At 42.2% G+C, this 26,875-nt stretch carries 25 protein-coding genes and 3 pseudogenes; 18 read left to right on the top strand and 10 right to left on the bottom strand.

The window, feature by feature from the left end; all coding sequences use genetic code 11:
- The first annotated feature begins 50 nt into the window (after window positions 1-50).
- Window positions 51-1,133 (top strand): hypothetical protein, encoded by a 1,083-nt coding sequence (locus tag MMB75_RS14610; RefSeq protein WP_143069138.1) that lies wholly within the window; start codon window positions 51-53, stop codon window positions 1,131-1,133.
- 58 nt (window positions 1,134-1,191) lie between these two features.
- Window positions 1,192-2,130: a polysaccharide deacetylase family protein gene (locus tag MMB75_RS14605; RefSeq protein ID WP_045244791.1), complete on the top strand. Its 939-nt coding sequence runs from the start codon at window positions 1,192-1,194 to the stop codon at window positions 2,128-2,130.
- Between the two features lie 1,068 nt (window positions 2,131-3,198).
- On the opposite strand, the gene MMB75_RS14600 is transcribed toward MMB75_RS14605, so the two are convergent.
- Together MMB75_RS14600 and MMB75_RS14595 are read right to left on the bottom strand one after the other, a co-directional pair.
- On the bottom strand, window positions 3,199-3,411 hold the full coding sequence (locus MMB75_RS14600; protein ID WP_045244790.1) for a hypothetical protein: 213 nt from the start codon (window positions 3,409-3,411) through the stop codon (window positions 3,199-3,201).
- A gap of 12 nt (window positions 3,412-3,423) precedes the next feature.
- The gene (locus tag MMB75_RS14595; RefSeq protein ID WP_228552558.1) at window positions 3,424-3,573 is read right to left on the bottom strand and encodes a hypothetical protein; all 150 of its coding nucleotides are present in this window, start codon (window positions 3,571-3,573) and stop codon (window positions 3,424-3,426) included.
- A 258-nt stretch (window positions 3,574-3,831) separates the two neighbouring features.
- Here MMB75_RS14595 and MMB75_RS14590 point away from each other — a divergent pair, with 258 nt between their 5' ends.
- From MMB75_RS14590 to MMB75_RS14580, 3 genes are all read left to right on the top strand, one after another.
- Entirely contained in the window at window positions 3,832-4,185 is a 354-nt protein-coding gene (locus MMB75_RS14590) for a DUF4303 domain-containing protein (RefSeq protein WP_080942696.1), read from the top strand.
- 33 nt (window positions 4,186-4,218) lie between these two features.
- Window positions 4,219-4,860: a hypothetical protein gene (locus MMB75_RS14585; RefSeq protein ID WP_045244789.1), complete on the top strand. Its 642-nt coding sequence runs from the start codon at window positions 4,219-4,221 to the stop codon at window positions 4,858-4,860.
- Between the two features lie 121 nt (window positions 4,861-4,981).
- Window positions 4,982-5,509 (top strand): hypothetical protein, encoded by a 528-nt coding sequence (locus MMB75_RS14580; RefSeq protein ID WP_045244788.1) that lies wholly within the window; start codon window positions 4,982-4,984, stop codon window positions 5,507-5,509.
- A 72-nt stretch (window positions 5,510-5,581) separates the two neighbouring features.
- On the opposite strand, the gene MMB75_RS14575 is transcribed toward MMB75_RS14580, so the two are convergent.
- Window positions 5,582-5,962 carry a hypothetical protein gene (locus MMB75_RS14575; RefSeq protein ID WP_045244787.1) on the bottom strand — a complete coding sequence of 127 codons (381 nt, stop codon included), beginning with the start codon at window positions 5,960-5,962 and terminating at the stop codon, window positions 5,582-5,584.
- Window positions 5,963-6,237: 275 nt separating this feature from the next.
- On the opposite strand from MMB75_RS14575, the pseudogene MMB75_RS14570 reads away from it, so the two are divergent.
- A pseudogene (locus tag MMB75_RS14570) lies at window positions 6,238-6,936 on the top strand (SMI1/KNR4 family protein); the annotation flags it as partial.
- A 106-nt stretch (window positions 6,937-7,042) separates the two neighbouring features.
- Here MMB75_RS14570 and MMB75_RS14565 read toward each other — a convergent pair.
- Window positions 7,043-7,282, bottom strand: coding sequence for a hypothetical protein (locus tag MMB75_RS14565; RefSeq protein WP_045244786.1), 240 nt, complete (start codon window positions 7,280-7,282; stop codon window positions 7,043-7,045).
- A 186-nt stretch (window positions 7,283-7,468) separates the two neighbouring features.
- On the opposite strand from MMB75_RS14565, the gene MMB75_RS14560 reads away from it, so the two are divergent.
- Entirely contained in the window at window positions 7,469-7,930 is a 462-nt protein-coding gene (locus tag MMB75_RS14560; protein WP_045244785.1) for a hypothetical protein, read from the top strand.
- Between the two features lie 286 nt (window positions 7,931-8,216).
- Here the strand turns inward: MMB75_RS14560 and desA are convergent.
- The 3 genes and pseudogenes from desA to MMB75_RS14545 form a co-directional block, all read right to left on the bottom strand.
- Window positions 8,217-9,211, bottom strand: a pseudogene (gene desA / locus MMB75_RS14555) (Delta(5) desaturase DesA).
- A 135-nt stretch (window positions 9,212-9,346) separates the two neighbouring features.
- Entirely contained in the window at window positions 9,347-11,341 is a 1,995-nt protein-coding gene (locus MMB75_RS14550; RefSeq protein ID WP_045244784.1) for a serine hydrolase domain-containing protein, read from the bottom strand.
- Between the two features lie 166 nt (window positions 11,342-11,507).
- The gene (locus MMB75_RS14545; RefSeq protein ID WP_016822495.1) at window positions 11,508-12,596 is read right to left on the bottom strand and encodes a GntR family transcriptional regulator; all 1,089 of its coding nucleotides are present in this window, start codon (window positions 12,594-12,596) and stop codon (window positions 11,508-11,510) included.
- 290 nt (window positions 12,597-12,886) lie between these two features.
- Here MMB75_RS14545 and MMB75_RS14540 point away from each other — a divergent pair, with 290 nt between their 5' ends.
- From MMB75_RS14540 to MMB75_RS14520, 5 genes are all read left to right on the top strand, one after another.
- Complete coding sequence (locus MMB75_RS14540) at window positions 12,887-14,500, top strand: xylulokinase (protein ID WP_031462515.1); 1,614 nt, start codon at window positions 12,887-12,889, stop codon at window positions 14,498-14,500.
- A 1-nt stretch (window position 14,501) separates the two neighbouring features.
- Complete coding sequence (locus MMB75_RS14535; protein WP_031462514.1) at window positions 14,502-15,197, top strand: L-ribulose-5-phosphate 4-epimerase; 696 nt, start codon at window positions 14,502-14,504, stop codon at window positions 15,195-15,197.
- A 41-nt stretch (window positions 15,198-15,238) separates the two neighbouring features.
- Entirely contained in the window at window positions 15,239-16,663 is a 1,425-nt protein-coding gene (araA, locus tag MMB75_RS14530; protein ID WP_045244783.1) for an L-arabinose isomerase, read from the top strand.
- Window positions 16,664-16,758: 95 nt separating this feature from the next.
- Window positions 16,759-17,622, top strand: coding sequence for a P-loop NTPase family protein (locus MMB75_RS14525; RefSeq protein ID WP_045244782.1), 864 nt, complete (start codon window positions 16,759-16,761; stop codon window positions 17,620-17,622).
- A 93-nt stretch (window positions 17,623-17,715) separates the two neighbouring features.
- Window positions 17,716-19,278: a sigma-70 family RNA polymerase sigma factor gene (locus MMB75_RS14520; RefSeq protein ID WP_045244781.1), complete on the top strand. Its 1,563-nt coding sequence runs from the start codon at window positions 17,716-17,718 to the stop codon at window positions 19,276-19,278.
- 137 nt (window positions 19,279-19,415) lie between these two features.
- Here the strand turns inward: MMB75_RS14520 and MMB75_RS14515 are convergent, their stop codons facing one another.
- Complete coding sequence (locus MMB75_RS14515; RefSeq protein WP_031462511.1) at window positions 19,416-19,772, bottom strand: hypothetical protein; 357 nt, start codon at window positions 19,770-19,772, stop codon at window positions 19,416-19,418.
- A gap of 543 nt (window positions 19,773-20,315) precedes the next feature.
- Between MMB75_RS14515 and MMB75_RS14510 the strand changes: the two genes are divergently transcribed.
- The 4 genes and pseudogenes from MMB75_RS14510 to MMB75_RS14495 all read left to right on the top strand — a co-directional run.
- Window positions 20,316-21,815, top strand: coding sequence for a malate:quinone oxidoreductase (locus MMB75_RS14510; RefSeq protein WP_045244780.1), 1,500 nt, complete (start codon window positions 20,316-20,318; stop codon window positions 21,813-21,815).
- A 365-nt stretch (window positions 21,816-22,180) separates the two neighbouring features.
- Window positions 22,181-22,759, top strand: a complete 579-nt coding sequence (locus MMB75_RS14505; RefSeq protein WP_045244779.1) for a TetR/AcrR family transcriptional regulator — start codon at window positions 22,181-22,183, stop codon at window positions 22,757-22,759.
- 79 nt (window positions 22,760-22,838) lie between these two features.
- Window positions 22,839-23,549, top strand: a complete 711-nt coding sequence (locus MMB75_RS14500; RefSeq protein WP_045244778.1) for an SDR family oxidoreductase — start codon at window positions 22,839-22,841, stop codon at window positions 23,547-23,549.
- Window positions 23,550-23,681: 132 nt separating this feature from the next.
- Window positions 23,682-24,056 (top strand): annotated as a pseudogene (locus MMB75_RS14495) (histidine phosphatase family protein); the annotation flags it as partial.
- A 90-nt stretch (window positions 24,057-24,146) separates the two neighbouring features.
- Here the strand turns inward: MMB75_RS14495 and MMB75_RS14490 are convergent.
- The gene (locus MMB75_RS14490; RefSeq protein ID WP_045244777.1) at window positions 24,147-25,214 is read right to left on the bottom strand and encodes a DUF4367 domain-containing protein; all 1,068 of its coding nucleotides are present in this window, start codon (window positions 25,212-25,214) and stop codon (window positions 24,147-24,149) included.
- Window positions 25,175-25,765, bottom strand: a complete 591-nt coding sequence (locus MMB75_RS14485; RefSeq protein ID WP_045244776.1) for an RNA polymerase sigma factor — start codon at window positions 25,763-25,765, stop codon at window positions 25,175-25,177. The genes MMB75_RS14490 and MMB75_RS14485 overlap by 40 nt, the downstream gene beginning before the upstream one ends.
- Window positions 25,766-26,036: 271 nt before the next feature.
- Between MMB75_RS14485 and MMB75_RS14480 the strand changes: the two genes are divergently transcribed.
- On the top strand, window positions 26,037-26,231 hold the full coding sequence (locus tag MMB75_RS14480) for a hypothetical protein (protein WP_230681895.1): 195 nt from the start codon (window positions 26,037-26,039) through the stop codon (window positions 26,229-26,231).
- Between the two features lie 460 nt (window positions 26,232-26,691).
- Window positions 26,692-26,826: a hypothetical protein gene (locus tag MMB75_RS14475; RefSeq protein WP_277508244.1), complete on the top strand. Its 135-nt coding sequence runs from the start codon at window positions 26,692-26,694 to the stop codon at window positions 26,824-26,826.
- The last annotated feature ends 49 nt before the right edge of the window (window positions 26,827-26,875 follow it).

The following is a 26,875-nucleotide window of genomic DNA, read 5'->3' as shown; positions in this document are numbered from 1 at the left end:
GTGAAATTATGGAGATTAGGCTGTTTAGAAAAGAAGAGGCCGATATATACATGAAGGCAATAGATGAGATTTGGAAGAAAGGACATATATTAAGTCGGGATAAAGCTCTACTGGATTTCATGTTTTACGATAATCCGATGCATGAAAAATATATTGGTACGGATAATTATGGTGCTATAGGTATTTGGGAAAACGGCAAGATTATTGGGTTAGGGGGCCTAATGCTATATGAGTTCAACGTACAGGGAAAAACAGAGTTGGCTTCTAATGTAGTAAATTCTATAGTATTAGAAGAATATCGAAACACTATGGCTGGTCTGCTGTTATATGAAAAACCTTTTGAGCTATTTCCCGTATTCTGTAGTTTTGGAATAGGGCTTAGTAAATTTTCAGTGCGTATATCGCCAGCTACTATTACAAAAGATATGGTCATGCAACCTATAGATTCACTTCGCAGGATGGTTGGGATTTTTAATAAGGAAAAAACTGCTGAGGTCTTGCTGGAAGGCAATGAGCATCATTTAAGAAATTATTATACCGTACAAAAGGTATCACAGCATGGAGAAAAAATAGTTAATCAAGAGTTGGATAAGAATAAATGGAACCATTTTTACTATACAAATATCGCTCCTAGGACAATTAGTGTATCCCGCAATTATGAATTTCTTAGATGGAGGTATTTAAAACACCCGACGTTTAAATATTTAGTATATACCGTCCAAAATAAAGTTGGAGACTATGAGGGATTATTAATTGCAAGGGTTGAAAACATAGCAAATAATACCGCTAAAGCTTTGCGTATTGTTGAATTTATCTCAAAAAACCAAGATGCTTCCATTGCACTTGCTAATAAAATTGTAGAAATCGGAACAAAAGAAGGGGTTATTTTCGCAGATTTTTATTGTACTACAGACATGTTTAACTTCGGACTAGATTTAGTTGGGTTTAAGAAGGAGTTTATCTCGGATGAGGATAGATTAGTTTTACCATCCAGGTTTCAACCTGTAGATTTATCAGTAGTAAATTTAAATGCACTAATCTCTTTTTACGGTAAAAAAGTGAGAAGCCTAAATTTTTTGAATAACAACATTTATTTCACAAAGGGTGATTCAGACCAGGACAGACCTAATTGAGTAAGTGATGGAACTAGAATGGAACATTAAGTGAAGTCAAAATAAAAGGGAGAAGACGATGAAACCTCATGGGATCATGTTTCATCATTTCCATGATGATGGAATGCATATAAGAGGACAAGGCTCAATATCTGCAGAAAAATTTGAACAAATGATATGCTTTTTGCAAAAGGATAAAACGATTTTGTCAGCAGCGGAGTGGTTTTATCGAGCACAGAAAAATCAATTGCGAAATAATGAAATATGCATCACCTTTGATGACAATTTGAAATGCCAATTTGATATAGCCTTCCCTGTCCTGGAGAGTTTAAATATAACAGCTTTTTGGTTTGTGTATACATCTCCACTAATAGGGATAATTGAAAAATTAGAGGTCTTTAGGTATTTTAGGTTTAAATACTTCGAAGATATTGATAATTTTTATCATTCCTTCTTTAATTATCTGAACCAAACCGAATATAAAAATGAAATTATTGCAGCATTGAGTGGATTTGTACCTAATAGGTATTTAAGTGATTTCCCTTTTTATACGGAAAATGATAGAACTTTTCGATATTTGCGAGATTGCGTGCTAAAGCCTGACCGTTTTAATAAAGTAATGGAACAAATGTTAAAAGATTATAATGTTGAGTTGAGTTCGTTGAAGGATTTACTCTGGATGAATGAAAAGGATGTAAGAATGCTAAATACCAAAGGGCACATTGTGGGCTTACACACTCATACACATCCTACTTCAACTGCATCTCTCAGTAAAATTGAACAAATACAAGAGTATCAAACTAATATGGCTGAGCTGACAAGAATTATAGGCACTAAGCCATATGTAATGTCACATCCATGCAATTCATATAATGAGGATACAATCGATGTTTTGAAAGAATTAAAAGTCCAATTAGGTTTTAGATCGAATATGAAAGACGGATTTTATTCAAAGTTTGAGTATCCGAGAGAAGATCATTCCAATATTGTCAAACAGATAGAGTTGAATGGATTCTGAAAATAACTTCTTTTACGAGTAATCAACCAGGTCATATCTCTTTAGATGAGTCATTAGCCAGCAATTCTGATGAAGTATTTGCGATCCAGGAATGTAACACAATTTTTCCAGGAAGAGTAAATGGCTTTTTCCAAAAAAAGAGGATTTATTCAGGAATATTCAGGGAATGCAATTGCTGCAGAAAGACAGGTCTTTGGAGATTAAAGTGCACATCCAAAAATGTTAGTCAGTTCGTAATAAAAAACGGCGATTTAAATATGTTGGATTTGACTACACTTTCCCCTGCCCTTCATTCTGATTATTATGTCGTATTTGGATCCAGCTATATAAAAGGGCCTCTGAATCGAACACATCAAAACAGGTAGAATTAATGAATTAACCCCATTAAAACAAAATAAAAGCCAAGAGATTTGATATATTCGGAATCAGGAATTTACGGATGAAGTTGCTAGACATTACTTAAATAATATCCCATCTAAAGCAGAGGTCAAGAGCAATCTGGAAAAGCGGGTTTTACAGGAGTTTCTGATTCCCTTTATAGGGTAAAAAAACCCCATCCTTGTACCAACTAAAGAAGTCTTTTAGGGTATGGTACGACTTTTTTGAACTTTCCTCTACGAAGACAGACATTGCCACGACGCCCGGTGTGGAGTAGCGGGCGGATTGTGAGCCGGACTCTTGTCCTTCCCGGATGCCCAACTGAAGATGGGTGTCGATTTGTTTATCGAGTACACCGGCTTGGAGAAGAAAATCCAAAGGCGTCGGCTATTTTTTGGAACAAGTACTTGCTGTCGCATATAGGAATCCCTCGCACGCCGTCCCCCCAGTCAAATTAGGCAAACGCGCCCGGCAAAAATTCCAATAGTGCATAGCTTCCGGTAGCTTTACCTTCAGCTTTCGCATCAACCGACGAATGGTCGATCTTCTCCGGTAAACCGTACTCCTAGACTAAATGATCGTAAATTCGTTTTGCCGTAAGTCGCTGCTTGGCCAGCATGCGCTCATCTTGTTCCAGCTACTCTTTCACTGTAGCTATCACCGAATCAGTAACGAGAGTTCGCTTTTGCCTTAAAGAGCTGGTACTTTGGTGTGGTACCCGTACACATCCGTTTCGCCGCTCAACAGCTGGCAAAACCATTCTTGGATATGGTCATCACTAATAGGTACTCCCGGTTTTTTGATGAGAATCGTAGGCTGGCCATCGAGAATATCAGAGCTTTGACGGAGTGCAAACCGGTCAATGCGATGATGAATGCCTGCCAAGAGGGACCATAAGATCAAGCTAGATATTTCTTACAGCAGCGTGAGTTGTCTGTTGACGATAATCTCGGAAGTGGTGGAGAAGGTTACATAATTGAAAAAAAACGTTAGATGTCCGACTTGCTTTTTACGAACAGACGCGTCAAAACGAGTAGAGCAACGAAGGACGTTGCCGTACGACATAGAATTTCTCCATACGTCATGTGCTGAGCTCCTTGCATAACAATTAGTTTTAGATTGGCCTTTATTTTCATCTCCTATATTTATTAAGTTAAATGAATCTAATGAACATGGATGGCTGGAAGGTGGTCCTTTTCAGCATAGCGAGGGAGTGAATCGCACACATTTCCAGGATTCAGGCGAAAAGTAGGTAGATTTAGGACGAACAATTTTTATAATGGAAATAAGATATATATTTTATAGGGCTAAGGGGCGATTGTCATGGAACCGACGCATGAAATACAGGCGCTGGCGGCAGAAGCCGATTCACCCTATTGTTGTTACGAGGATGAGGACTTCGATGATGTTAAACAATTATTTATGGAGCGTCCTTCCATTGCGGAGCTTGAAGCTGATGAATGGAATCGTGAATTTGATTCGAGGCTGAAGGCCATGGAGCTGGCGATGAAAATGCTCGATGATGAAGGCGTGTTTGCCTTGAATCAACCGCGAGAGTCTGTATGTGTCCTCGTCGAGAACATGCCGCCAGATGAGATCAATACCGAAATCGCCCTGCGTTTGAATCGGGCAGAGTCTCCAGCTATGCAAGCATGGCTGGTGGAAGCAGCGGAGTAAGGGGTTTCTCATTTCTTGAGGGAGAGTTGTAAAATGCCTAATGAATATCAAATGAATATTTTAGCTGAGAGAACGGAATGTATTCTTTATTATGCGGGGTCAATCCTATCGAACGAGCATAGTGCGGGCTGGATCGGCGGGAATGCGCCCGAATTTTTTGATAATCAATCGGATCTCATCCACGAAGATAACCAAAAATATGTTTTTTACTTGAGCCTCGTCCATCCCTTTAAACCGGAGAGCATGATTTCGATCTTCATCCCTGAAGACTATGAGGAGTATTTAGAAAACAACATTTATCCTAATTGCTCGGTCAAGGTGATTGAGCATCCCACTTCAACTGAAAGTGTCAAAGATATGTTTACTAACCCAGGGCTTGTAAAGCATGCAATTTCAGATGGGGAATTAAGCCATGACGAAAAGTCGATGGATCAGCCTTTTTTGGTCAAAATAGGTGGAAACCCGAGACTTATTCAAAATGAAGACTATTATTTTACGAAGCTGAAAGAGGAGTCCTTTTCCTTTTTATTGCAGGTAGATGAAGATGGTTACCCCGAAACGTTACTTCAGGAGGATTACAATTATCCTTTTGGTTTTGGATCACTATATGTTTTTGCCAAAATGGGGGCGACTGAGATACACCATCCAGTAGCAGGTTTTTGGCAATTCTCTTGATTTGGCGTGGGGCTAACGAGCACGTCAGGCGATTTTTGGCGTGCGTATGCCCCATTCGCACAAGCAGGAAGCCCGCCCCTGGCGTAAACTGAATTATAATCAGTGAGCGAGGTGAACTTCCATGGCACAATCGAAAGAGATGCGTGCACGGGCTAAGAAGTTTCAAGGCCGTCCGGTCTGTGTCACCCTGCACAGCGGAGAGACTTATGTCGGCTACATCACCGACGTTAATCGCGGCGGGTTGGTACTTTCCAGTGCTGGGGCTCCCCCGCGTGCTCCTTCCAGGAAACAAGACTCCCGACCTCTCAAACGCAGAGCCAGTTCGCATGCCCCGGGCGTCCGTCTCGGCAACCGGAAAAGCGGTGCACGTAAACCGTCTAGCCGTTCGCGCTCTCGCGAGCCGGACGCCAAGGTGTCGGCATTCCTGCCGATGATGGGCTCGCTGTTAGGCGGCCTTGGCGGCTCCACTGCAGGCGCAGGAGGGCTTGGCGGTATGCTAGGCGGCGGCTTGCGACTGTTCGGTATGATCCAGAAATTTGTCCCGGTTGTGAAGATGGGCTACGGCATGATCAAGTCTATTCGCCCGTTTCTCGGCGCTGTTAAAGGCTTGATGCCCTCGGCTAGTCCGACTACGCCGAATAACGAATAATCGTACCCCTGTGGACTTTAAGCCCCCTTTGAGTGGTCAGGTCAAAGGGGGCTAGTCCACAAACCTTTATCACTACCACTGTCTAATCCAAATCGGTTTGAACTCGGAATAGCCCATTTCCTTTAGTAAATCCCAGGCATTATCCAGAATGTGGGGCTCCCCCTGAACCCAAAGCTCTTGTCGTTTTGCCATCAAGTAAGAGATAATTTCAGCGATATGCTTGGGTTTACCCAGATGGAGGACAGTTTCCATGTTATTATTTTGTGCTGAAATGTCATAAAAGGACCAAAAAGTATGAGGCTCTTCTTCAGGAGGAATGGCCTGAAAGATGAGCGTGATTTTGATGTTTTTATTCTCTTTGGGAGATAGGTTTAGGATGAAGCGAGACCCGCCTGAATACCAATAAACGAAGGCATAACCGTCGACCGTAATATTTTTTAATTGGCTTTTCATTATTTTCTCCCTCACTCTATGTTGTTTAAAATGAACTGCGTTTAATGAGTTTAATTAAATAATTATGTCGTTAATTTCCGAGAAATGAGGAGTGGCTTACATGAATAACAAGGTGATTATAGTCTAATCCACATATAGATTCCATTCATATGGATTTTTCCTGTGGTACTCTAGATACATATCATTTTAAAGAGGTACGACCCATAGAAAAAACAATAAAATTGCTGGATAAGCAAACAAGGAAACCTGGCTATGGTCAACAGGAGAGTTCAAATATGTGGTTTAGGAAGAAAGAAACGCAACTGGATCGAATAAAAAACAAACTGAGTCAAGCCATGCGCAAAGACGCGGACTTCTCGGTGTTTGGAGCATCCTCACATCAATATAGGGTTAAAGAGAAGCTTACAGCAAAAGAGCTAGAGGACTGGCAAACCCTCAATCAGGTCACACTTCCTGAGCCTTACGCGCTGTTTTTAATGAAAATCGGCAATGGAGGCGCCGGACCCTACTATGGAATTTATTCACTTGGAAAGGCAACTTCCTACACCGAGCGCCAGGTGCTCCTTGCAAAATCCGTTCTGCATCCCGGGATGACCAAAGAGGAATGGAACCATCTGATTGAGCCCCTGACCAGGGACGAGGACATTCCCGATGAGGAATATGACGACACCTGTAATAAGGTGTTGGGCGGCATGTTGTGCATAGGTACCCAAGGCTGCGAATACGACATGTATCTCGTACTTGAAGGGAAATATAGGGGGAGAATTGTGTACACCTCCGATTTTCATCCCGATCATCCTTTTTTCTTTGTCTATGAAGGCAGCTTTCTGGATTGGTATGAGCGCTGGCTGGATGAAATTATTCTGGATTATGATATCGGGTGGTTTGGCAGTCGAATGCCGGGTGATGAGAATGCACTGATCCAGATTTATCAGAGCGCTCCAAACGAAGAAATCCAAACAAAAGCGCTAGATTAGGGGATTATGATAACATGCCGGTCAACTCTATAAGGCAAATAAAATCAAAAAGGCTGACTTTTCGTAGTGCCTTGGCATCGGAATCGTCAGCCTATCGTGCAGATTATCCTACACCATCACTTTCTAACAAAGAATAAAAATTATCACGGTCTTGGTCATCAAATTTGCCAAGTGTCCTTATCCTAACAAATTCATGTCCGCCATACATGTCTATTTCCTCACCGTACCTATTGTAGAGCGCGATCATATTGCCATCCTGATTCAACTCCAAGTACCCATAACATTTTGCTTCAGGCATTTCACCGTAAAAGAGCGTAAATTTGATTTTGATCACTCTGTGCATGCAGATCCTCCCTTCCTGTCTTTCGTATTGGCTTTGAATATATACAGTGTTCTCCATAAAATGTCAAGAGATAAGGTTTCTACGTGACAACGGCGGAGGAGTGTACCAGCAAGTTGTGGACGCAGAACCGTAACATAAGTAGCGGCAAGTTTTTTGGGGCATAATGAGATAAAAGGAGAGATGGAAATGTCCTATATCGTTGATTTTAATAATATGTCTACAGCTGGCTTAGAGTCTTCACCTGTAGTAGAGGCGCTTGCTGGTTTGCGTGCTAATGAAGCCCGTTACTTTATGAACAAATACAAGCATGAATTTACGGTTGTGTCAGCTAGTGAAAGTCAGGAGACTCTTGATTATGTGAACCGAATTCTGAAAGAGCGTGATATTGTGTTTGCGGCCAAACCTTTAGAAACATCACGTTTTCAAGTAGAAAATATTAAATTTGCTTACGTCTTTTATGAGGATGGTCTTGCGGTCAACGTCATGTATACGGTTGATGACACTAAGAAGCGGGCCGTTGGTTTTAAGCTTTCTGAGGGGATGGAGGTACCCAAGGAGTTAGAAGGAAAGTTTAAGTTTGCTAGACAGAAGTCAAAGCTAGCTGGAACAATTCGGGGTTCTTTTTTTGTAATTAAAGGAGAATATTAATCTTGACCCGTCAGCTTCTTGAAGTCGTCCGTAAATATATCCATTTTCCTATATAAAGTCCTTATCGGGTAGCTTTCGCTTGCCCATAACATACTCAATGGGCGAGATGAACCAAAAAGCGCGAGTCACTGGGAGAGTCCCCCGCACTCGCGCTTTTTTTCGTTAATCCTGAAGTAAGTACTGTCCCTTATGGTAGAAAATCCACTTTTCAGACAACTTCTTGAATAGCGTAAGAATTAATTATATGAGACCATACCAAATTCTCTGTTAACAACAAAATATTAGATTAAAGCAAATAACTAATCTCTTTGAAACTTACAAATTTCTTGTTACGTTCATCCCAGAGCCTGAATCGAATTGCCGGTAGGCTGGAAGTAATCGTAATCATATTTACCTTCTGGAGAGGTGGCGTGTTGTCATGAGCCTTTTCCAAATAATAGTTCGGAATTCTCGGACTCAGATGGTGCACATGGTGAAATCCGATATTACCTGTCAGCCACTGCAGCACTTTTGGTAGCTTATAATAGGAACTTCCCTCCACGGCTGCTTTCACGTAATCCCATTGTTCTTTCTGCTCGAAATACGTATCCTCAAACTGATGCTGCACATAGAAGAGCCAAATACCGATACTCCCCGAAAGTATGAATATCGGTCCCTGAACGAGTAGGAACGCCTGATAGCCCACGGTGAAGATGAGCAAGGTGGATAAGGCAACGATGACCAGATTCGTTATATACGTGTTATAGATCTCTCTCCGTTTGGCCTTCTTCCTGTTAAACCTGTTCTTGATAAGGAAGATATAGATTGGACCAACCCCGAACATAACAAGTGGATTCCGGTAGAGACGGTACATCATCCGTTTCCAGGCTGACGCAGATACATATTCCGATACCGTAAGGATCCATATATCCCCTATCCCCTTTTATTCAAATTACCACTAGTGGCATGATGGATTGAGTGGCTTTTCTGCCATTGATGATAAGGAAAGAAAGTCAGGACACCTGTTATCGTGCCTAAGATCTCATTGGCCAACCGATTCTTAAAGAAGGATTGATGACAGCAATCATGAAAAATGATAAAGATCCGGACTACAAATCCTGAAGCTAGGACCGTTATTGCCAGAGTAAGACAGTAGGAAATCGCAAGACTTTTGTAGGCAAGGTACCAGAGCAGGAAGAAAGGCACTATCGTATTGAATATTTGCTGTAAACTGTTTTTTAGATTGGATTTTTCGTATGGCGAAACGTCTATTTTTAAATTACTTTTGCTTGAGTTACACATGATTTACTCCTGATGTTTTTTATCATCGTTGCTGATGCCAGCTTCCGCGGTGATCCTGCTTGGTATTGACAAAGACTCACCATACGAATACTTTTAAGGATTATTGTTTTACCTTTTTCTATTTAATCTTTTGAATTAGTGACTGATTGGCAACGTATAGTAATTAAATGCTTGATCCAACAAGGCACTGGCTTCTTGACGCTTCAAAAGCTGTTTGGAGCGGAAGTCTATGGAGCCGTCTACATTGATCTTGGTATTCGGGTCCATGATACCCTGGGAAACAAGAGCTGTGACTGCTTTAACTGCCCAAGCATCCGTTTCTCCACTCAATTTAACCTTAATCCCAGGCTCAACCTGTTTCAGGTTCTGGATCATTACCGCCGCCATTTGTCTAGTGATAGGAGAATTAGGCTGATAATTACGTAGTCCGGCCATCATCTGCTTCTTATTCGGTTCAATCATGAAAGGTTGTTTATACCACCCGTGGGCGCGCAGTAGCACTTCTGAGAATTCTCTCTGAGTCATCGTTCCTTTCGGATCGAAGAGGTTGGCTGACTTTCCGCTCATGACTTCCAAAGCATTAAGGTTGTTTATATATGAAATATATTTACTATTCGCAGGTACATCAGAAAATGGTGAATCAATGTTTATTTTTTGCGCATAAGCAACGAGGTCTGGGAGCTGCATGTAATACAAATATGCAATATGGCCTGCTTCATTTTTATTAAACGTCAATTTATTACCTGATTCATCTTCAAATAATAAAGGGTGAATCATTTTTAGTGTATGTTTGCCTGATGTTCCTGTCTCCATTATTAGTTTCCCGTCCGAATATGAAACCTTCGTCCTTAAGGCAGCGATACGCGTGTTTTGGTATAATCCCACGTAGTCTTGGGCCTGCTGCTCACTTAATGTCGCGTAGGTTGACTTTGGAACCTCTGATTTTCTCGGATAATAATGATTCATAAATTCTTCATACACGTCAAGACTCATCAGGGAGTCGTTATTGTAGGACATGTACATCGCTGTATTCTTCTCAGGCAGAATAACAATCAAGGAAGAATGGCCTGTAACATTTCCTCCTTTTAGAATCACATGCTGATTATTCATCTTCTCTTTGAAGTAGCCTTCGAATCCAATTGTTGTAACCGGGAACTCCTTGTCGGGGAATAGTTGGTATGTGTGCATTTGCTGTATGCTCTTTTGACTCACCACTTCTTTACCTTTGTACTTGCCCTTGTTCAGGTGCATAATGAGGTACTTCGCCATGTCATCTGCTGTTGAAACGATACCGCCTTCAGGTTTTTCCGTTGGTTTAAATCCGTCCAAGGCTATCAGTTCGCCTGTTGGTCCATAGTGAGCAGCCATTCTGCTTAACAATTGGGGGGTAAACCGCACGCTCGTCGATTTCATGCCTAACGGTTTGAAAATATTCTTTTCCATATATTTGGAATACGACATGCCCGTTACGTTTGCTACTGCATATCCCGCTAGCATGAAACCAAAATTGTCATAAGTGTACGCTTCTCCTGGAGGCCTGACAACAGTTGGCATATTTGATGCAATGTACTTCTTCATTGGAAAATATTTGTCCGCGAACTCTGGATGCATTTCCATGAGAATATCTGGTTCATCAAATCCACTTGAATATGTAAGTAGATCAAACATCGTCAGTTTTTTTCCTGTTTTATTCGGAACCTTTATTCCTCCTAAATACTCTTGGATATCACGTTTTAAATCCATTTTCCCCTTATCGACCAACTGCATAGCTGCCAATGCAGTGAATGACTTTGTAACAGAGCCGATTTGAAAAATGGTATTTTTATCCACAGGAATTTTTTTGCTCTTGTCGGCATAACCGTAACCTTTGCTTAGCATCACTTTCCCACCTGCGACGACCACAAAATTAGAACCAACGGTATTAAACTTTTTCATCTTGTCCGCAAAAACACCATCTGCAAAAGCCTCTAGTTCCTTGGCATCTCGCGGCCCCTCCAAGCTAGCCTTTTCAGATGCAACTGGTATGTTAACGGGTGCGGCAACTGACGCGCCGTTGGGTGCCATACATGCGGTAGTTATCGTAGTAGATAATAGTAGAACCGCGAGAATGGTGTAAATCATTTTTTCCATGAATGGTTTCTCCTTGAAATGTATTTTTGCCTTATCGTCCGGCAAAACCAAGTATGGCAAAGGATTTGTCATACCAACAAGTTACATTTCGTCACCCACCATACCAAATCACTCCAAAGTGTCATATGACAATTAGGCACTAGGTTTAAAGGGGCTATGAACCCCTTCACTTCAATTTCTTCTTTACCGTCTCTCCTTCAATTAACACGGGCTGATAATAGGTTTGGTTGCTTAGATCCTTCTTCCCTTGTAGTTTCTTAATAACCCAGTCGGCGGCATCACGGCCCATTTGTTCCTGTGGGTGTGTCAATGTTGTTAGTTTGATGTTTGCATTTTTGGAAATATAGGAATTGTCTTGGCCAATAATGGACAAATCTTCGGGAACGGATATACCAAGTTGTCTGCATACATGTACAACTTCTAGTCCGACCTCGTCGTTATAGCAGACAATTGCGGTTAAATCGTCTCTTTGTTCGGTCAAGAATTTCTTCAAATTGGTGGACAGATCCTGCTTCGTTTCTGTATAGAATGAGAGCACTTGCTCGGGGTGAAAGCGTAATTTGGCTTCTCCAAGCGCTTTGATATAACCCTTCATTCGATACTTCCCTTGTAAATCGTCCATTTTGGCAATGATGCCAATCTGTGTGTGTCCGTTAGCGATCAATTCTTTGGTTGCCAGATAGCTGGATTGTACGTCATCGAGACAGAAGTAAGGAACCTCCAACTCTTCATAATAGGCATTAATCATGATGAATGGAACATCCTGTTCCTTGAACGTCAGATAGTAAGCGATATTGGGATTATATAGATTGCTCTTCGTAGGCTCAATGATCAAACCATCGACACCAAAGGACAGCATCATCTCCAAAGCTTTCTTTTCCTGTGCGACATCATTATTGGTACTGGCTAATAGTAATGAATAATTATCTTCGTTCAATCTGGCTTCAATCCCGCGAATAATAGAGGGAAAGATGTAATCAGAGATGTAGGTTGTGATGACTCCGATGGTTTTATTGCTGGAATTGCCACCGGTTTTTGACCGAAATTGGTTGCTGACATAGGTGCCAGATCCTTTTTCACTTCTTAAAAAACCTTCGTTAGATAGTTCCAAAATAGCCTTTCGAACCGTCTGGCGACTAACTTTATACTTATCCTGCAAAGCGAATTCCGTTGGAATTTGTTCTCCTACGCTGTATGCCCCTGAAAGAATGTTGCTTTTTATATCCTCAAGGATGACCTGATACTTTGGTTTCACTTTATTCCTTCTTTCCAAGTTGTTCTAATACTAATTAATGTATCTATAATATTTGTATGTACATATTTTAGCATAATTATGAGTTTAGTATAATCTATTGTCCTATCTGTATAAATACTAAAGTTAAAATAGAAAAACACTCGGTTCGTCAAATTATTTGTAAGTATAACTATGGTTTTGTGTTGACAAATGTACGCACAAAAAATATACTAAGGCTGTAAACAAAAGAAAGCGCCTTCTTTCAATTATTGCGATTATAACAGTTGTTCAGAGAGAGGAGTAACGTGAGCATGGATCAAGACATTAAACAAGCGATTACTAAGGGAGAAACCTCACTTGGTATCGAATTTGGATCCACACGTATCAAGGCAGTGCTGATTGATCATCGTTTTGAAACAATCGCATCTGGAAGCTATGAGTGGGAAAACCTCTTGGTAGATGGATATTGGACGTACAACTTAGAGAGCATTATTACAGGTCTACAAGAGGCTTATCGTGAAATGAAACAAGAGGTTGAACAAAAATACGGAATCACCCTTCATACGGTTGGTTCTATAGGATTCTCTGCAATGATGCACGGCTATATGGCTTTTGACAGCAAAGGTGAATTACTTGTTCCGTTCCGGACTTGGCGGAATGCGACGACCGGTGCTGCAGCAAAAGCTTTAACTGATAAATTCCAATTCAACATTCCTGAGCGATGGAGTATTGCTCACTTGTATCAAGCGATATTGAACGAAGAACAACATGTTCCTCATATTGATTTTATTACGACGTTGGCTGGATATATTCACTGGCTGCTGACTGGCAACAAAGCCATTGGCATCGGAGACGCTTCGGGGATCTTCCCAATTGATGAGACTACACATGATTATAACGAGTCGATGGTTAAGCAATTTGATGAACTCATTGCAGCCAAAGGCTACGATTGGAAATTACAAGACATTATTCCTAAAGTTCATATCTCAGGCGAGCAGGCAGGTGTACTAACCGCATCGGGAGCCAAAATCTTAGATAAATCCGGAGATTTGCAATCAGGTATTCCGCTTTGTCCTCCAGAAGGTGATGCGGGAACAGGAATGGTCGCTACGAATAGTGTGAGAAAACGTACTGGCAACGTGTCTGTGGGAACCTCAGTTTTTGCCATGATCGTATTAGAGAAGGATCTTTCGGCGGTATATCCGGAAATTGATCTGGTGACCACACCGAATGGTAATCCGGTCGGAATGGTTCATGCCAACAACTGCTCAAGTGATCTCAATGCTTGGCTGGGCTTGTTCCGTGAGTTCTATGAGGCCATGGGGCAAAAGGCGGACCCGAATCAATTATTCAGCGTGTTGCTGAATAAGGCCCTGGAAGCAGATCCAGATGGCGGCGGCTTACTTAGCTACGGCTATTTGTCAGGAGAAAACATCACCGGAATAGAGAAAGGCCGGCCATTGTTTGTCCGCTCCCCTGAGAGCCGTTTCAATTTGGCCAATTTCATGCGCACTCATCTGTTCACTGCATTTGCTGCTTTGAAAATCGGGATGGATATTTTGACGAAGAAAGAAAATGTCGCAATTGACAGCATTCTGGCTCACGGCGGTTTATTCAAAACCCCTATCGTTGGACAAAAAATTGTCGCGGCAGCTATGGATGTTCCGGTATCCGTGATGGCAACAGCTGGAGAAGGCGGAGCGTGGGGTATGGCTATTCTGGCTTCTTACATGATGAACAAGGATCAGCAAGAAAGTCTGGAAGAATTCCTCGACCAAAAAGTATTCAGAGATGTTGAGGGACAAGAAATTCATCCCGACGGTTCCGATGTTAAGGGATTCGAAACATTCTTGGAACGCTACACACAAGGCCTGGCGATTGAGCAGGCTGCTGTAGATAATCTAGTGGAAAACTGGAGGAATTGACGTGTTAGAGCAGCTGAAAGAAGAAGTATTTCAAGCCAATCTGGATTTGCCTAAACATGGACTCGTGAAATACACCTGGGGTAACGTAAGTGCTGTTGATCGTGAGCGCAGCTTATTCGTTATCAAACCGAGTGGTGTTAGCTATGACACGATGAAACCTAGCGATATGGTAGTTGTTGATTTTGACGGCAATGTTGTTGAAGGAGAGATGAGACCTTCATCGGATACACCGACTCATGCCGTACTTTACAAGCACTACGCAGAAATCGGCGGTATTGTACACACGCATTCGACCTGGGCGACCGTTTGGGCTCAAGCCGGCCTGGATGTACCTGTAATGGGGACTACTCATGCAGACACCTTCTATGGTTCTGTTCCTTGCGCTCGTTTCTTGACACAAGACGAGATTGATCGTGGTTACGAAGCCGAAACAGGCCGTGTCATTATCGAAACTTTTGAGCAGCGTGGGTTGGATATTTTAGCAGTGCCAGGTGTCCTGCTTAAGGGTCATGCTCCCTTCACTTGGGGAAAAGATGCGAAATCCGCAGTTATGAATAGCGTCGTATTGGAAGAAGTTTCGAAAATGAACCTATTCGCACGGGAATTGAATCATTTTGCTGAAGAATTGCCGCAGCGTATTCTAGATAAACACTATTTGCGCAAACATGGGAAAGACGCTTACTACGGGCAAAAATAAGACCAACTAAACTAACAAACGAAGAAAAGAGGATGAATGTTATGTCAACAGTAGGTACAAAACAGTTCTGGTTTGTCGTAGGTTCACAACATCTGTATGGGGAAGAAGCATTAGCAGAAGTGAAAGCACACGCACAAGAAATGACCGATGCCTTAAATAAAAGCGGTGTGTTGCCTTATCCGCTCGTATTGCAGGATCTGGCAGTTAGTGCAGACAAAATCACCAGCCTCATGAAAGAAGTCAACTATCGTGATGAGGTTGCTGGTGTCATCACTTGGATGCATACTTTCTCACCTGCAAAAATGTGGATTCGCGGTACTAAATTGTTGCAAAAACCGCTGCTTCATTTGGCTACTCAGTATAATGAAAGCATTCCTTGGGCTACAATTGACATGGACTTTATGAACCTCAACCAGGCAGCTCATGGTGACCGTGAATATGGATTTATCAATGCCCGTTTGAAAAAACAGAATAAAGTGGTTGTAGGGTATTGGGAACGCGCGGAAGTGCAAAAGCAAATCGCTGAGTGGATGGATGTAGCGGTTGCTTATAACGAAAGCTTCAATATCAAAGTTGCCCGTTTTGGCGACAACATGCGTAACGTTGGTGTTACGGAAGGGGATAAGGTCGAAGCCCAAATCCAATTTGGATGGACCGTTGACTACTTCGGAATTGGCGACCTTGTTCAGTACGTCAATGCTGTGAAGGAAGAAGAAATTGATGCTTTATTCGCGGAATATTCCAAACTCTATGAATTTGATTATGGTACTTACAGCAAGGAAGCTTGGGAATCCAGCGTAAGAGTGCAAGCAAGCTATGAAATTGCTATTAAACGATTCCTGGATGATGGTGGTTATACTGCCTTCACTACAAACTTTGAAGATCTCTACGGTATGAAACAGCTTCCTGGTCTTGCCGTTCAACGTTTGATGGCACAAGGATACGGCTTCGCTGGTGAAGGAGACTGGAAGACTGCAGCGCTCGATCGTCTGCTTAAAGTCATGAGCCATAATCAATCCACTGGCTTTATGGAAGACTACACCTATGAATTAGCAGCTGGTCAGGAATCGATCCTTCAATCGCATATGCTTGAAGTTGATCCAACGTTGGCAAGCAACAAGCCTAAAATTATCGTTTCTCCGTTAGGTATCGGCGATCGTGAAGACCCAGCCCGTCTGGTGTTTGACGGTAAGGCAGGAGACGGTGTGGTTGTTTCCATGGCTGACTTTGGCACACATTATAAACTGCTGATCAATGAGGTTACTGCATTTGAACCAACAGTTCCTGCTCCCAAACTTCCAGTGGCTCGTGTACTGTGGAATGTGAAGCCAAACTTCCAAGATGGAGTTAAAGCGTGGATTGAAAACGGTGGTGGTCACCATACTGTAGTTTCCTTGAATCTAACTACAGACCAAATTGTTGCTTATGCAAAACTGGTTAACCTGGAATACGTAATTATTAAATAATTATAGATCATCTATAACAGCATTGGGTCAGTCCTCAGGACCCAATGCTTTTTATTGTTTCTCAGAGGATTTTTAATTCATGAGGATGTGATACTATGGCGAATTTACCATCTGCGGCAGCAAAATTGGTTATGGTTGAAGGGATACCTGGCTCTGGAAAATCTACATTATCCCAATATATACAGGACACCTTAAACACGCATCGAATAGAATCGGAGCTATTTTTAGAAGGGAACTTACGACATCCCGCTGATTATGAATCGGTTGCATGTGTGCCGAATGAGGAACTTGATAGGCTCCGGTCTAGCTATGCCGATGTATTTCATGATATTGATCCATTTGTATCGCTAAGCGGTAACGACTCATTAATCGCATACGCGCTTGCGCAGCAATCAGCTCAAAATGAAATTCCTTCTAGTTTGTATGAGGAAATCCGGCGCTATGAAATCTACGATGGAATACCTGTAGAAAAATATTGCGAGTTGATGGTTCAACGTTGGAGTTCTTTTGCTAAGAATCAGCGAGAAAAGGATAAGCTGGTCATACTCGAATGCTGTTTTTTACAGAACCCAGGGTGTGCATTACTCGCTCGACATGATGCTGGAAATGATCGATTTGTTCAGCACGTATTACAGATTGCGGAGCAAATTCAGGACCTTATTCCAATTTTGTTTTATTTGAAGCAACCTAGTGTCCGTGAGACGATTGAGCGAGTGAAAACGATGAGGCCTCAAGAGTGGCTAGATTTTGTGATTTGGTACCATACGGAGCAGGATTATGGAAAGAATAAGGGGTTGCACGGGTACGATGGATATATACAGTTCCTTGAGCATCGACGAGAGCTAGAATTGCACATTATTGAGCAACTTCCTTTTCAATCCTTTATACTGGATAACTCCAGTTATGACTGGGAAAATCAACAGCGGACTATTTCGAACATCATGATGAAGTATTTATAATCTCGGGAAACGATAGTTTAATTAGACAAAGTAACCATTTGCAGCCATACCGGCACTTATATATAGAATTTACATACAGAGGAGGTGCAAGAGGTGCAGCGTTGGATTGAGGAAGCCGGGCTAGGCGATCAAATCGCATGGGAGCAAATTGTACAGCATTTCAGTGGGATGGCTTTTTCAGTAGCATATACGAGGTTGGGGGATTGGGGTCTGGTTGAGGATACAGTTCAGGAGGCGTTCGCTGAGGCTTTTGCCAATCTCCATAAATTACAGGAAGCAGAGGCGTTCCCTGGATGGTTCAAGATCATTGTCGAACGCCAATGTCATCGTCTTCTGCGCCGCAAGAAGCCGACGATGATGCCGTTGGACGAAACTATAGTCATGGATGTAGAGAAATTTGATGTGGAGCTTATCGCTGAAAGAAGGGAATGGCACCAAAAGCTTCATCAATCCGTCGAGGGTTTATCTGACAAGTTAAAACTGGCGGTTCAGCTGTACTATTTTCAAGGGTATTCAATCGGTGAAATATCAAGCTATCTATGTGTATCTCCATCCGTGCTGAAAAAACGATTGTTCGATGCCCGCAATAAGCTGAGAGCCTCGCTGCTTGTCAGCGACTTTGTATCCATGTTTAACGATATTTACGAAGGAGGAGAATCGGTGCTACATATAGTCAACGGTGACCATGTTGGTGACAAGCTGAGGAAAGGGAACATTCGCGGAGATATCCTGGTCTGGAGAGAAGTGTATCCGGTAGGTCCGGTTTTCCTTGAAATGGGCGAGCCCTCATCTAGAGTAGCTAGAGTGGAATATTTGGAGAGAACTCTTGGGATTCCGGCAGAAGACTATGTATCCAATTGCAAGGCTCAGGAGCAGACTCTGCATAACTTTCATAAGTACGACGAAGTCGTGCTATGGTTTGAGCACGACTTGTTCGACCAGCTGATGCTAAGCTACTTGTTGCACTGGTTTTCAACGCAAACCCTAGGCCAAACCAAACTGAGCTTGCTGTGTATCGGCAACTACCCAGGTATTGATCCGTTTAGGGGCTTGGGACAGCTTACAATGAAGCAATTAGAAAAATTGTCAGGCACGTGGCAGCAGATTGGTCAGCAGGAGCTTGAGACGGGCAAAAAAATCTGGGAAGCATACGCCTCCCCGGATATAGTGCGGCATATTGACATTTTGCACGAAGACACATCTGCTCTGCCTTTTACTCATGCGGCACTTGAACTGCACCTATCTCGTCTACCTTCTACCATGAATGGGCTGGGCATCGTAGAACAGACAACCTTAGAACTCATCCAGCAAGGAGTAAATACTCCGCAAGCGCTGTTTAAGCAGATCGGGAACCAGCTAAGTGGTCTGGGCATGGGTGATTTGGAATTTTGGTATCGTTTGAGGAATATGTCGGAGCAACCACATGCACTATTGGAGATTCAAGGTCGCCACTCATTTTCTGATCATCAAAAGAAAACAACCCCATCCTTTGACCAATGCGTTGTTGCATTATCGGAAGTAGGGAGGAATACAGTGGAGGGAGTACATGACTGGGTGAAGATAAAGGGAATAGACGAGTGCTATGGTGGTTTATGGCTGCAAGGTGATTTGGCATGGCGTTGGGATTCAGAGGGAAAGCAGTTGGTGTATACGTAACTTATCCTAAATAACAGCAAGTTCTCTATAAAGTGACTAAGAGTGAGGCATGAAAAATGAGGTGTCTTTCCATAACAAATAGGCCATTCCTTCGGGGAAGGCCTTTTGCTTGATTTAGAATGTGGAACAGGCTTAGTTCATATCAAAAGTCCAGTCACATCCTGATACCCCATACTAACCAACAATTCATTACCATTTAGCTCATGCACTTTCTTCACTGTCACATCTAACTCCATATCAAGTATATACTGCAACACTTCAGCAACATACTTAGGTTGGTTCAGATTAATAGAATATTGTTTACCCTCTTTCATCACCCGTAATCCCTCATTCAAAGGGCTACCGGTGACAATTGTATCTTTAGTAGTAAACTGAATTATAAATTTTATATCTCTATTTTCAGAAATAATAGTCAACTTGGATCTACAGTAAATATCTCTGACTGTTTTATAACTCCACAAGTACGTATTCCCACTAACTACTATTTTCCTCATAGCACTCTAGTCCCCATTCCTACAAGGTTTGCAGAATCATTACAGATTCTGCTTCTTTAGCATTTCAGTCCGAAAACCGTTCTTCCCTGACAAAAGAAAATATTCCAACAATAGCCCAGGTCATGGGGGATCTTCGCCTTATGTCCCTTATTTTACTTGATTTCTATGCATTGTACAGTTTGCGTACAGTCCCAAGATGGATCGCGCATTAATTCTTGAAATCCTACATAACAATTCCTGGTTATTCATATACATAAACTGTTGATTTAATTATTGGGAAGCTGTATTCCACGAGAGTAACAAAATCAGCTATGTTTCTTATAAAAAGCTGAGTTCAATTTTTATTTTCGCAAGAAAATTCTCACTTTTTAGCAGAAATGATTTATAATTATCAGATAAAAGTAGATATAATTTTTAAATGATTATATTTAAGTTATAATGGAGATAGAAAAGGTATGTTCCTGAGTGGAGCCTTGCTTCTTGAGTCAGTTAAGCAGGAGGGCCTGCTCTTTTTTGCAAATATAAGAGATAAGGAAGGTTTTTATGAATAGTATTCAGAAAAATACAGACGTTATCTTAATTGGTGCCGGAGTCATGAGCGCGACTCTGGGATCATTGCTGAAAGAGTTAGCACCGGAATGGGAAATTAAAGTGTTTGAGAAACTGGCAAGTGCAGGAGAAGAAAGCTCTAACGAATGGAATAATGCAGGCACGGGTCATGCTGCACTGTGCGAGCTGAACTACACATCCGAAAAAGCGGACGGATCTGTAGATATTCGTAAAGCGGTTAATATCAACGAACAGTTTCAGCTCTCAAGACAGTTTTGGTCTTTTCTTGTCAACAGTAATTTGATTCGTAATCCACAGGACTTTATCAGGCCCATACCCCATATGAGTTTGGTAATGGGTGAAAAAAACGTATCTTTTTTAAGAAAGCGCTTTAAAGCGCTTTCAAGTGTTTCGCTATTTCAAGGCATGGAATTTTCCGATGACCCTGAAAAGCTGAAGGAATGGATTCCGCTAATTATGGAAGGTCGTACATTGAATGAACCGATTGCGGCAACCAAAATCGACTCTGGAACAGATGTCAACTTTGGTGCTTTAACACGCATGTTGTTTGACCATTTAAAAAGCAAAAACGTCGAGATTAAATACAAGCATAGTGTAAAGGATATTAAACGTGCGAGCGATGGCTCGTGGAAAGTCAAAGTGCATAATCTGGATAACGGAAAAATCGAATATCATACTGCCAAATTCGTTTTTATCGGTGGTGGTGGCGGAAGTCTACCTTTACTCCAAAGAACTGGCATTCCTGAGTCCAAATATATCGGGGGATTCCCGGTAAGTGGACTATTTATGGTATGTAACAATTCTAAAGTGGTCGCCCAGCATCATGCAAAAGTATACGGTAAAGCGAAGGTCGGTGCTCCTCCTATGTCTGTCCCGCATCTGGATACTAGATACATCGGTAACCAAAAAGCGCTGCTGTTTGGACCGTTTGCCGGCTTCTCACCAAAGTTCCTGAAAACGGGTTCAAATCTGGACCTGATTGGTTCCGTAAAACCCAATAACCTCATCACGATGTTGGCGGCAGGGGCAAAAGAGATGGCATTGACCAAATACCTGATTCAGCAAGTGATGTTATCGAATGAAAAGCGCCTGGAGGAATTACGCGAGTTTATTCCCAACGCCAAAATTGAGGACTGGGATATCGTGGTAGCAGGTCAGCGTGTGCAGGTGATCAAAGATACAGAGGGCGGTAAAGGAACCCTTCAATTTGGTACGGAAGTGGTTAGTTCCGCTGACGGCTCGGTGGCTGCATTGCTCGGTGCTTCTCCGGGGGCTTCTACTGCTGTTCACGTTATGCTGGAGGTATTAGAGAAATGCTTCCCACAACATATGGAAAAATGGGAACCAAAAATAAAAGAGATGATTCCTTCTTATGGATTGTCGTTAGCGGAAAACTCAGAGCTTTACCAACAGATCCACAATACCACTACAGAGGTGCTGGGTCTGGGCGAAAAAGAACCGTTGCATCGTTAATTTTACATGGCTAGTAACTCGATCATCCAAATATTTTAATAAAATACAAAGTAATCTTACAATACGTATTCAGTCGCATAAGCAACAACGTGAAGCGGTGGGGAGTTCCCACCGCTAAAATGCTTGCTTACGAGTGCGAAACTTTGGAATCCTTCTGTGTTTATTGGTGTTTGCTATAGTGATTACAGTAATCATGGAGCGGGCTATAAAGGGGGAAAAGTAATTCTTTACCGATCGTTCCCGATATGTTAGGATAAAGCCAGACAGAGAAGAAAGACATATCAGCGACCAATGTAGAACGATCGTTTCCAAAAGGTCATGCAAATTAATCCAAACCTATTCTAAGTGGTCAGGGGGTAGCTACGATGGCCAGGAGCAAAGAATTTGAGGAAAACGTTGTTCTGGAAAAAGCTATGAGGCTGTTCTGGGAGCAGGGGTATGAGAAAACCTCGATGAATGATCTTGTCGAGCACATGGGGATCCATCGAAGAAGTATCTATGATACTTTTACCGACAAGCACACCCTGTTTCTCAAAGTGATGGACCGATTCGGAGAGCGAGTTAGTGGTAGATGGGCGGCAGGGATCAAGCAATCCCAGACGGCTAAGCAGGCACTTCAGTTCATTTTCGACTTTATCATTAATGGTGAAGAGGACGTACCGCCCGGTTGCATGTTCGTGAATTCGGCTGTCGAATTAGCGGTTCGGGATGAGGAGATTGATGCGATAGCGACGAAGGCCTTTGCAAAATCGGAGGAGCTGCTTGCAGAAATCGTAACGTGGGGACAGCAAAACGGCGAATTCACACAGCAGTACGAAGCGAAGGAATTGGCTGAGTATCTGCAAAATGCCTTAGCGGGACTGAGGGTGATGGTGCGGACTTCCGTTCCGAAAGAAAAGCTGCAACGGATAGCCGAGTTAAATCTACGTATTTTAGAGACATAGACGATACACGAAAACAAATTTTTTTCATGTTATTAGAACGATCATTCTCAATTTTATAAAAATGAGGAGGAAATAAATCATGACAAACAAAATCGCGTTAATTACCGGAGCAAGCAAAGGAATCGGACTGGAGATTGCCAGACAATTGGGGCGGCAAGGGATAACGGTATTGGTTGCTGCGCGTACGAAAACAGCAGCAGATGAAGCAGCGGCCGGGCTATTGCAAGATGGCATTCAGGCAGTCGGCGTGAAGCTGGAGGTGACGAATTCTGCACATATCGCGGAATTGGCGCAATTCATTGAGAAGACTTACGGTTGGCTGGACATTTTGGTCAACAATGCAGGCATTTTGGCAGAAAAAGCGGGTTATGACGGGGATGCTTTCAGAGATACTTTTGAGGTGAACACATTCGCACCCTATTTGATTACAGAAGCACTGTTGCCGTTACTGCTAAAGAGCAAAGCAGGCAGAATCGTCAACCAAAGCAGCGCTATAGGCTCGATTCAGTTCCAACTTTCCAATGAACGGGTGCAGCGGCTTGCTACCCCGGCTTATGCCGCATCTAAAGCAGCTTTGAATATGCTGACGGCCTACTGGGCGCAAAAAAACAGTGGGACGCATCTGAAGGTTAACTCCGTACACCCCGGCTTGGTCAAAACGCAGATGGGTGGGGAAAAGGCGGAACTGTCGGTGGAGGATGGAGCAAAAACGGCGGTCCGACTGGCGACCCTGCCAGAGGATGGTCCAACAGGCGGATTCTATTACATGGATGATCAGCTTCCGTGGTAAAGCGTTATGCATGAAAGAAAAAGATAATATATGACATTGTAACAGCAATTATCAGTTCGTGTATGGTGAGTGCAGACTGGATTGGTCATACCAAAGGATTTGCTCTAGAATTATAACCAATGGGAGGTTTCAGGACAAGAAGTTTTGGTATTCGAGGATCTTAAAGAAAGGATCTTTTTGAATGAAGACCACCGAATGCCCGATGAGGAATTATTCCCTTTATTAGATAAGTCATTTTCTGATCCAAACTTTGCCTTACAGGGAGGAGAGTCTAATAGGATTTGTCAGAACCGAAGTATAGCAGTTCTAAAAGAATTGTTAAAAACCTATCGAGGACAGAAAGTTGCATTAGGCACTCATGGGGCAGTTATGACTTTAATGATGGGGTATTATGACAAGCAGTACGACATGGATTTTCTACTACACACATCCAAACCAGATGTATACAGAATGAAGTTCAACGATCAGGAGTTAGTCGAGGTAAAAAGGTTATGGTGTATGCGGTAGTGGTTTGTGAGGAAATGGTATAGGGACTATTCTTTAAAAAGAGACTACCCTTGGCGAAGGGCAGTCTCTTTTTAAATCTTACCATTGCAGCTATTGTGGTGAACCATTAAGCAAATCTTCGGCTATTTTAACCAAATCTTCTTTGGTCAGCGGGCTGTCTTGGTTATCGGATATGTTGTAGTGTAAATGTCTTTTTTCATCGAGCCATCCCAGTCGGTTTTTTCCTGCTTCCAAGGGCTTGCTTGCTTCACTTGCCCTGATGTAATAGACCTTGGTTCCTTTGATTGTCACTTGCTCAGCCGAATCCTGTTCATTTTGCATGATGGTCGTCTTCGTGACTTCAGGAGTGTATTTGGTGACGGTAATGTTTACATAGTCGTTTTCTCTCGCATACCGGGCAAAGGAGGAGTCTGACTTGTCCCAGCTTAGCTTTTGAATAAACAGATTTTCACCCTCCGGTGCAGCTTTGGCCTGTTGCATCAGTTGATCGGTTAAAGCGCGATATTCCTTTTTATCCATCATTCCAGGATATGCAGCGACTGGATAGACGTATCCAAATTCAAACTTGTAGCCATCCGGTAGGTGAGTAGGGTTGTTGAATAAAGGAGCCTCAGTCCGCTTGATTTCATCTTGTAAGCTGTTGAAACTTGAAAGTTCAGCCGGTTTGTACGCAAACAGGGCCGGATTAGATAGGTTGTTTTGATTCATGGAATCGTCTTTGACGTAATAAGCAGCATATTCTCCTGGTTGCAAACGGCGCTTCACCTCTTCGTTCCACCGTTCGTAGGTGGAGGTATACGTTTTGGAGGCGTCCGTTTCGGTAGGTGTTTTGGCGGTATTTAATACAACGGCGCCCTTACTGTTGCGGAACTCAAGATATTGTGAAGCTGCGTATCCGGTCACAGAGGCCCCTACTACAAAAAGCAAAATCATGATGGGGACAGTCAAGCGAGGCTGGAAATGGATTTCTCTGATATTTCCCTTTTTGGGCATCTCCTTTTGGTAGACCTGTTCCATCACTTTGTCAGAGACGTCAAAAGCCTGAATTTTCAAAGCGTTCTCTGGCTCGGTTAGCTTGTCCATGTTTTTGAACCCCCTGTCTTGCAGATCGGTGTATTTCAGGCTTTGTTTTTGAATTCTGTCTTGTAACTCACGCATTTTTGGTCCTCCTTTAGGGGCTCCATTATTTTTTTGAGCTTTGTTTTTGTCCTGCCGTATTTTTTCTTGATAGCATCCTCGCTTTTGTTCATGATTTCCCCGATTTCTCCAAACGTTTTTTCTTCAAAAATGCGCAGCACCAGCAGGTTACGCTCCTCCGCGTTCAGTTGGTCCAACGCTCGGCTCAGCGGTTCACTGAAAAGCTGACGTTCCATAACCTGCGCTGCACTGTCTGAAGTCATGTCAGCTGAGGTGAACAGGGTAAGTTTAAATTTGCGTTGTAGATTCTTCCTGCGAATTAGGTTCAGGCAGTGATGATAGGCCATTTTATACAGCCAGGAGGAGAAGCCCACTGTCGGCTTGTACCTGCTGATTTTCTCAAAAGCATTGACGAACATATCCTGCACAGCCTCTTCTGCCTCCTGCTCACTTCCTAATAGCCTCCAGCAGTATACAAAAATCTGACGCTGATACTCCTTTACAATGTAGGCGTAATCCTGGATTTCGCCGGCTTGAACTCGTTTGATTCTGTATTCGATGTCCTCATTCAAGGATTTAGGCACCCCCTCTGATCAAAAAGCAAACTATATCTGTATAACAAACGAAGATGACCAAAAGGGACACCTTGTCTAAAATTTTTTTAAGTGTGCTATCAACTTTTTAAGAGAATACGATAAAGCAGAACAATTATCACCCACGTAGTTAGTTTTATAGAGTTAAAGGTATATTGTGGAAGTGAGGGAATGGTAAAATGAAATTAAGATATTCCAAATAATTTTTATAGGAACGGATTACTTGCACCTCAAGAGAATCGCTGATTTTATGAAAAGACAAGACATTAAACTGGATATCAAAGACACCTGTATACTCTATAGAGAATGTACTGCTGACTTGAATATAAATTTTAAAGGCAATCATTCCAGAATAACAAGTTTGAATGACCTCTTTGCAGGAGTCGAAATTCATATTGATCGTTTAGAGGCTGGAATGGGATTCGATATGAAAATAAACAAGTGAATGAAGATATTATTCATTATTGCTGTCATAAAGATGATGAGGAAGGTAAGGAGCTTGGATACCAATTATTCGTAAAATCGTCAGATTACTTTTCCAAGAAATTATTAGCTGAAGGATTTGTATTAGGGTATCCTGCTGTAGATTCAAAAATTAAAATAATGAAGGCCTCTTGTTCAATGTGTTTTTATCGAGATTATTATTACATTAATGGAGCACGTGTATCGCTCGAAACCGCTATGCTGGAGGCAGATTGGCAAATATACGAACCATTGATGCAGGTCCATATGACCTGTAACAAGCTATATTTTAAAGGAAATTCCTTTTTTAGTGGGGTAGAAAATCTATGTATACTCGACGAGGACGAAGATAATTGTAAATTATCATTTAAATCTATACTTTCCACAATCATTGATATTTTAAAAGAGATGTATAACCAAAAAAAGATGTTTCGGACTTCCATATGGAATTGGACAGCTATGTGCCAGTTGAAGGTGTTACTCAGTTAAAAGAGAAATTCAAAGTCATTTATAATATCGGTAAATGGAAGGATGAATTAGAGGAGCAAGAGATGAACTCGACCATCCCGCCTGTATAGCTTACGAAAACCTTCGGCTGTTCTGGACGGGATGGCCTCACTCTTTTTA

The sequence above is a fragment of the Paenibacillus sp. P2(2022) genome, assembly GCF_029522175.1.
Classification (GTDB): domain Bacteria; phylum Bacillota; class Bacilli; order Paenibacillales; family Paenibacillaceae; genus Paenibacillus; species Paenibacillus polymyxa.
The sequence above is the reverse complement of the archived record's forward strand: the minus strand, read 5'-3'. Positions and strand labels throughout refer to the sequence as shown.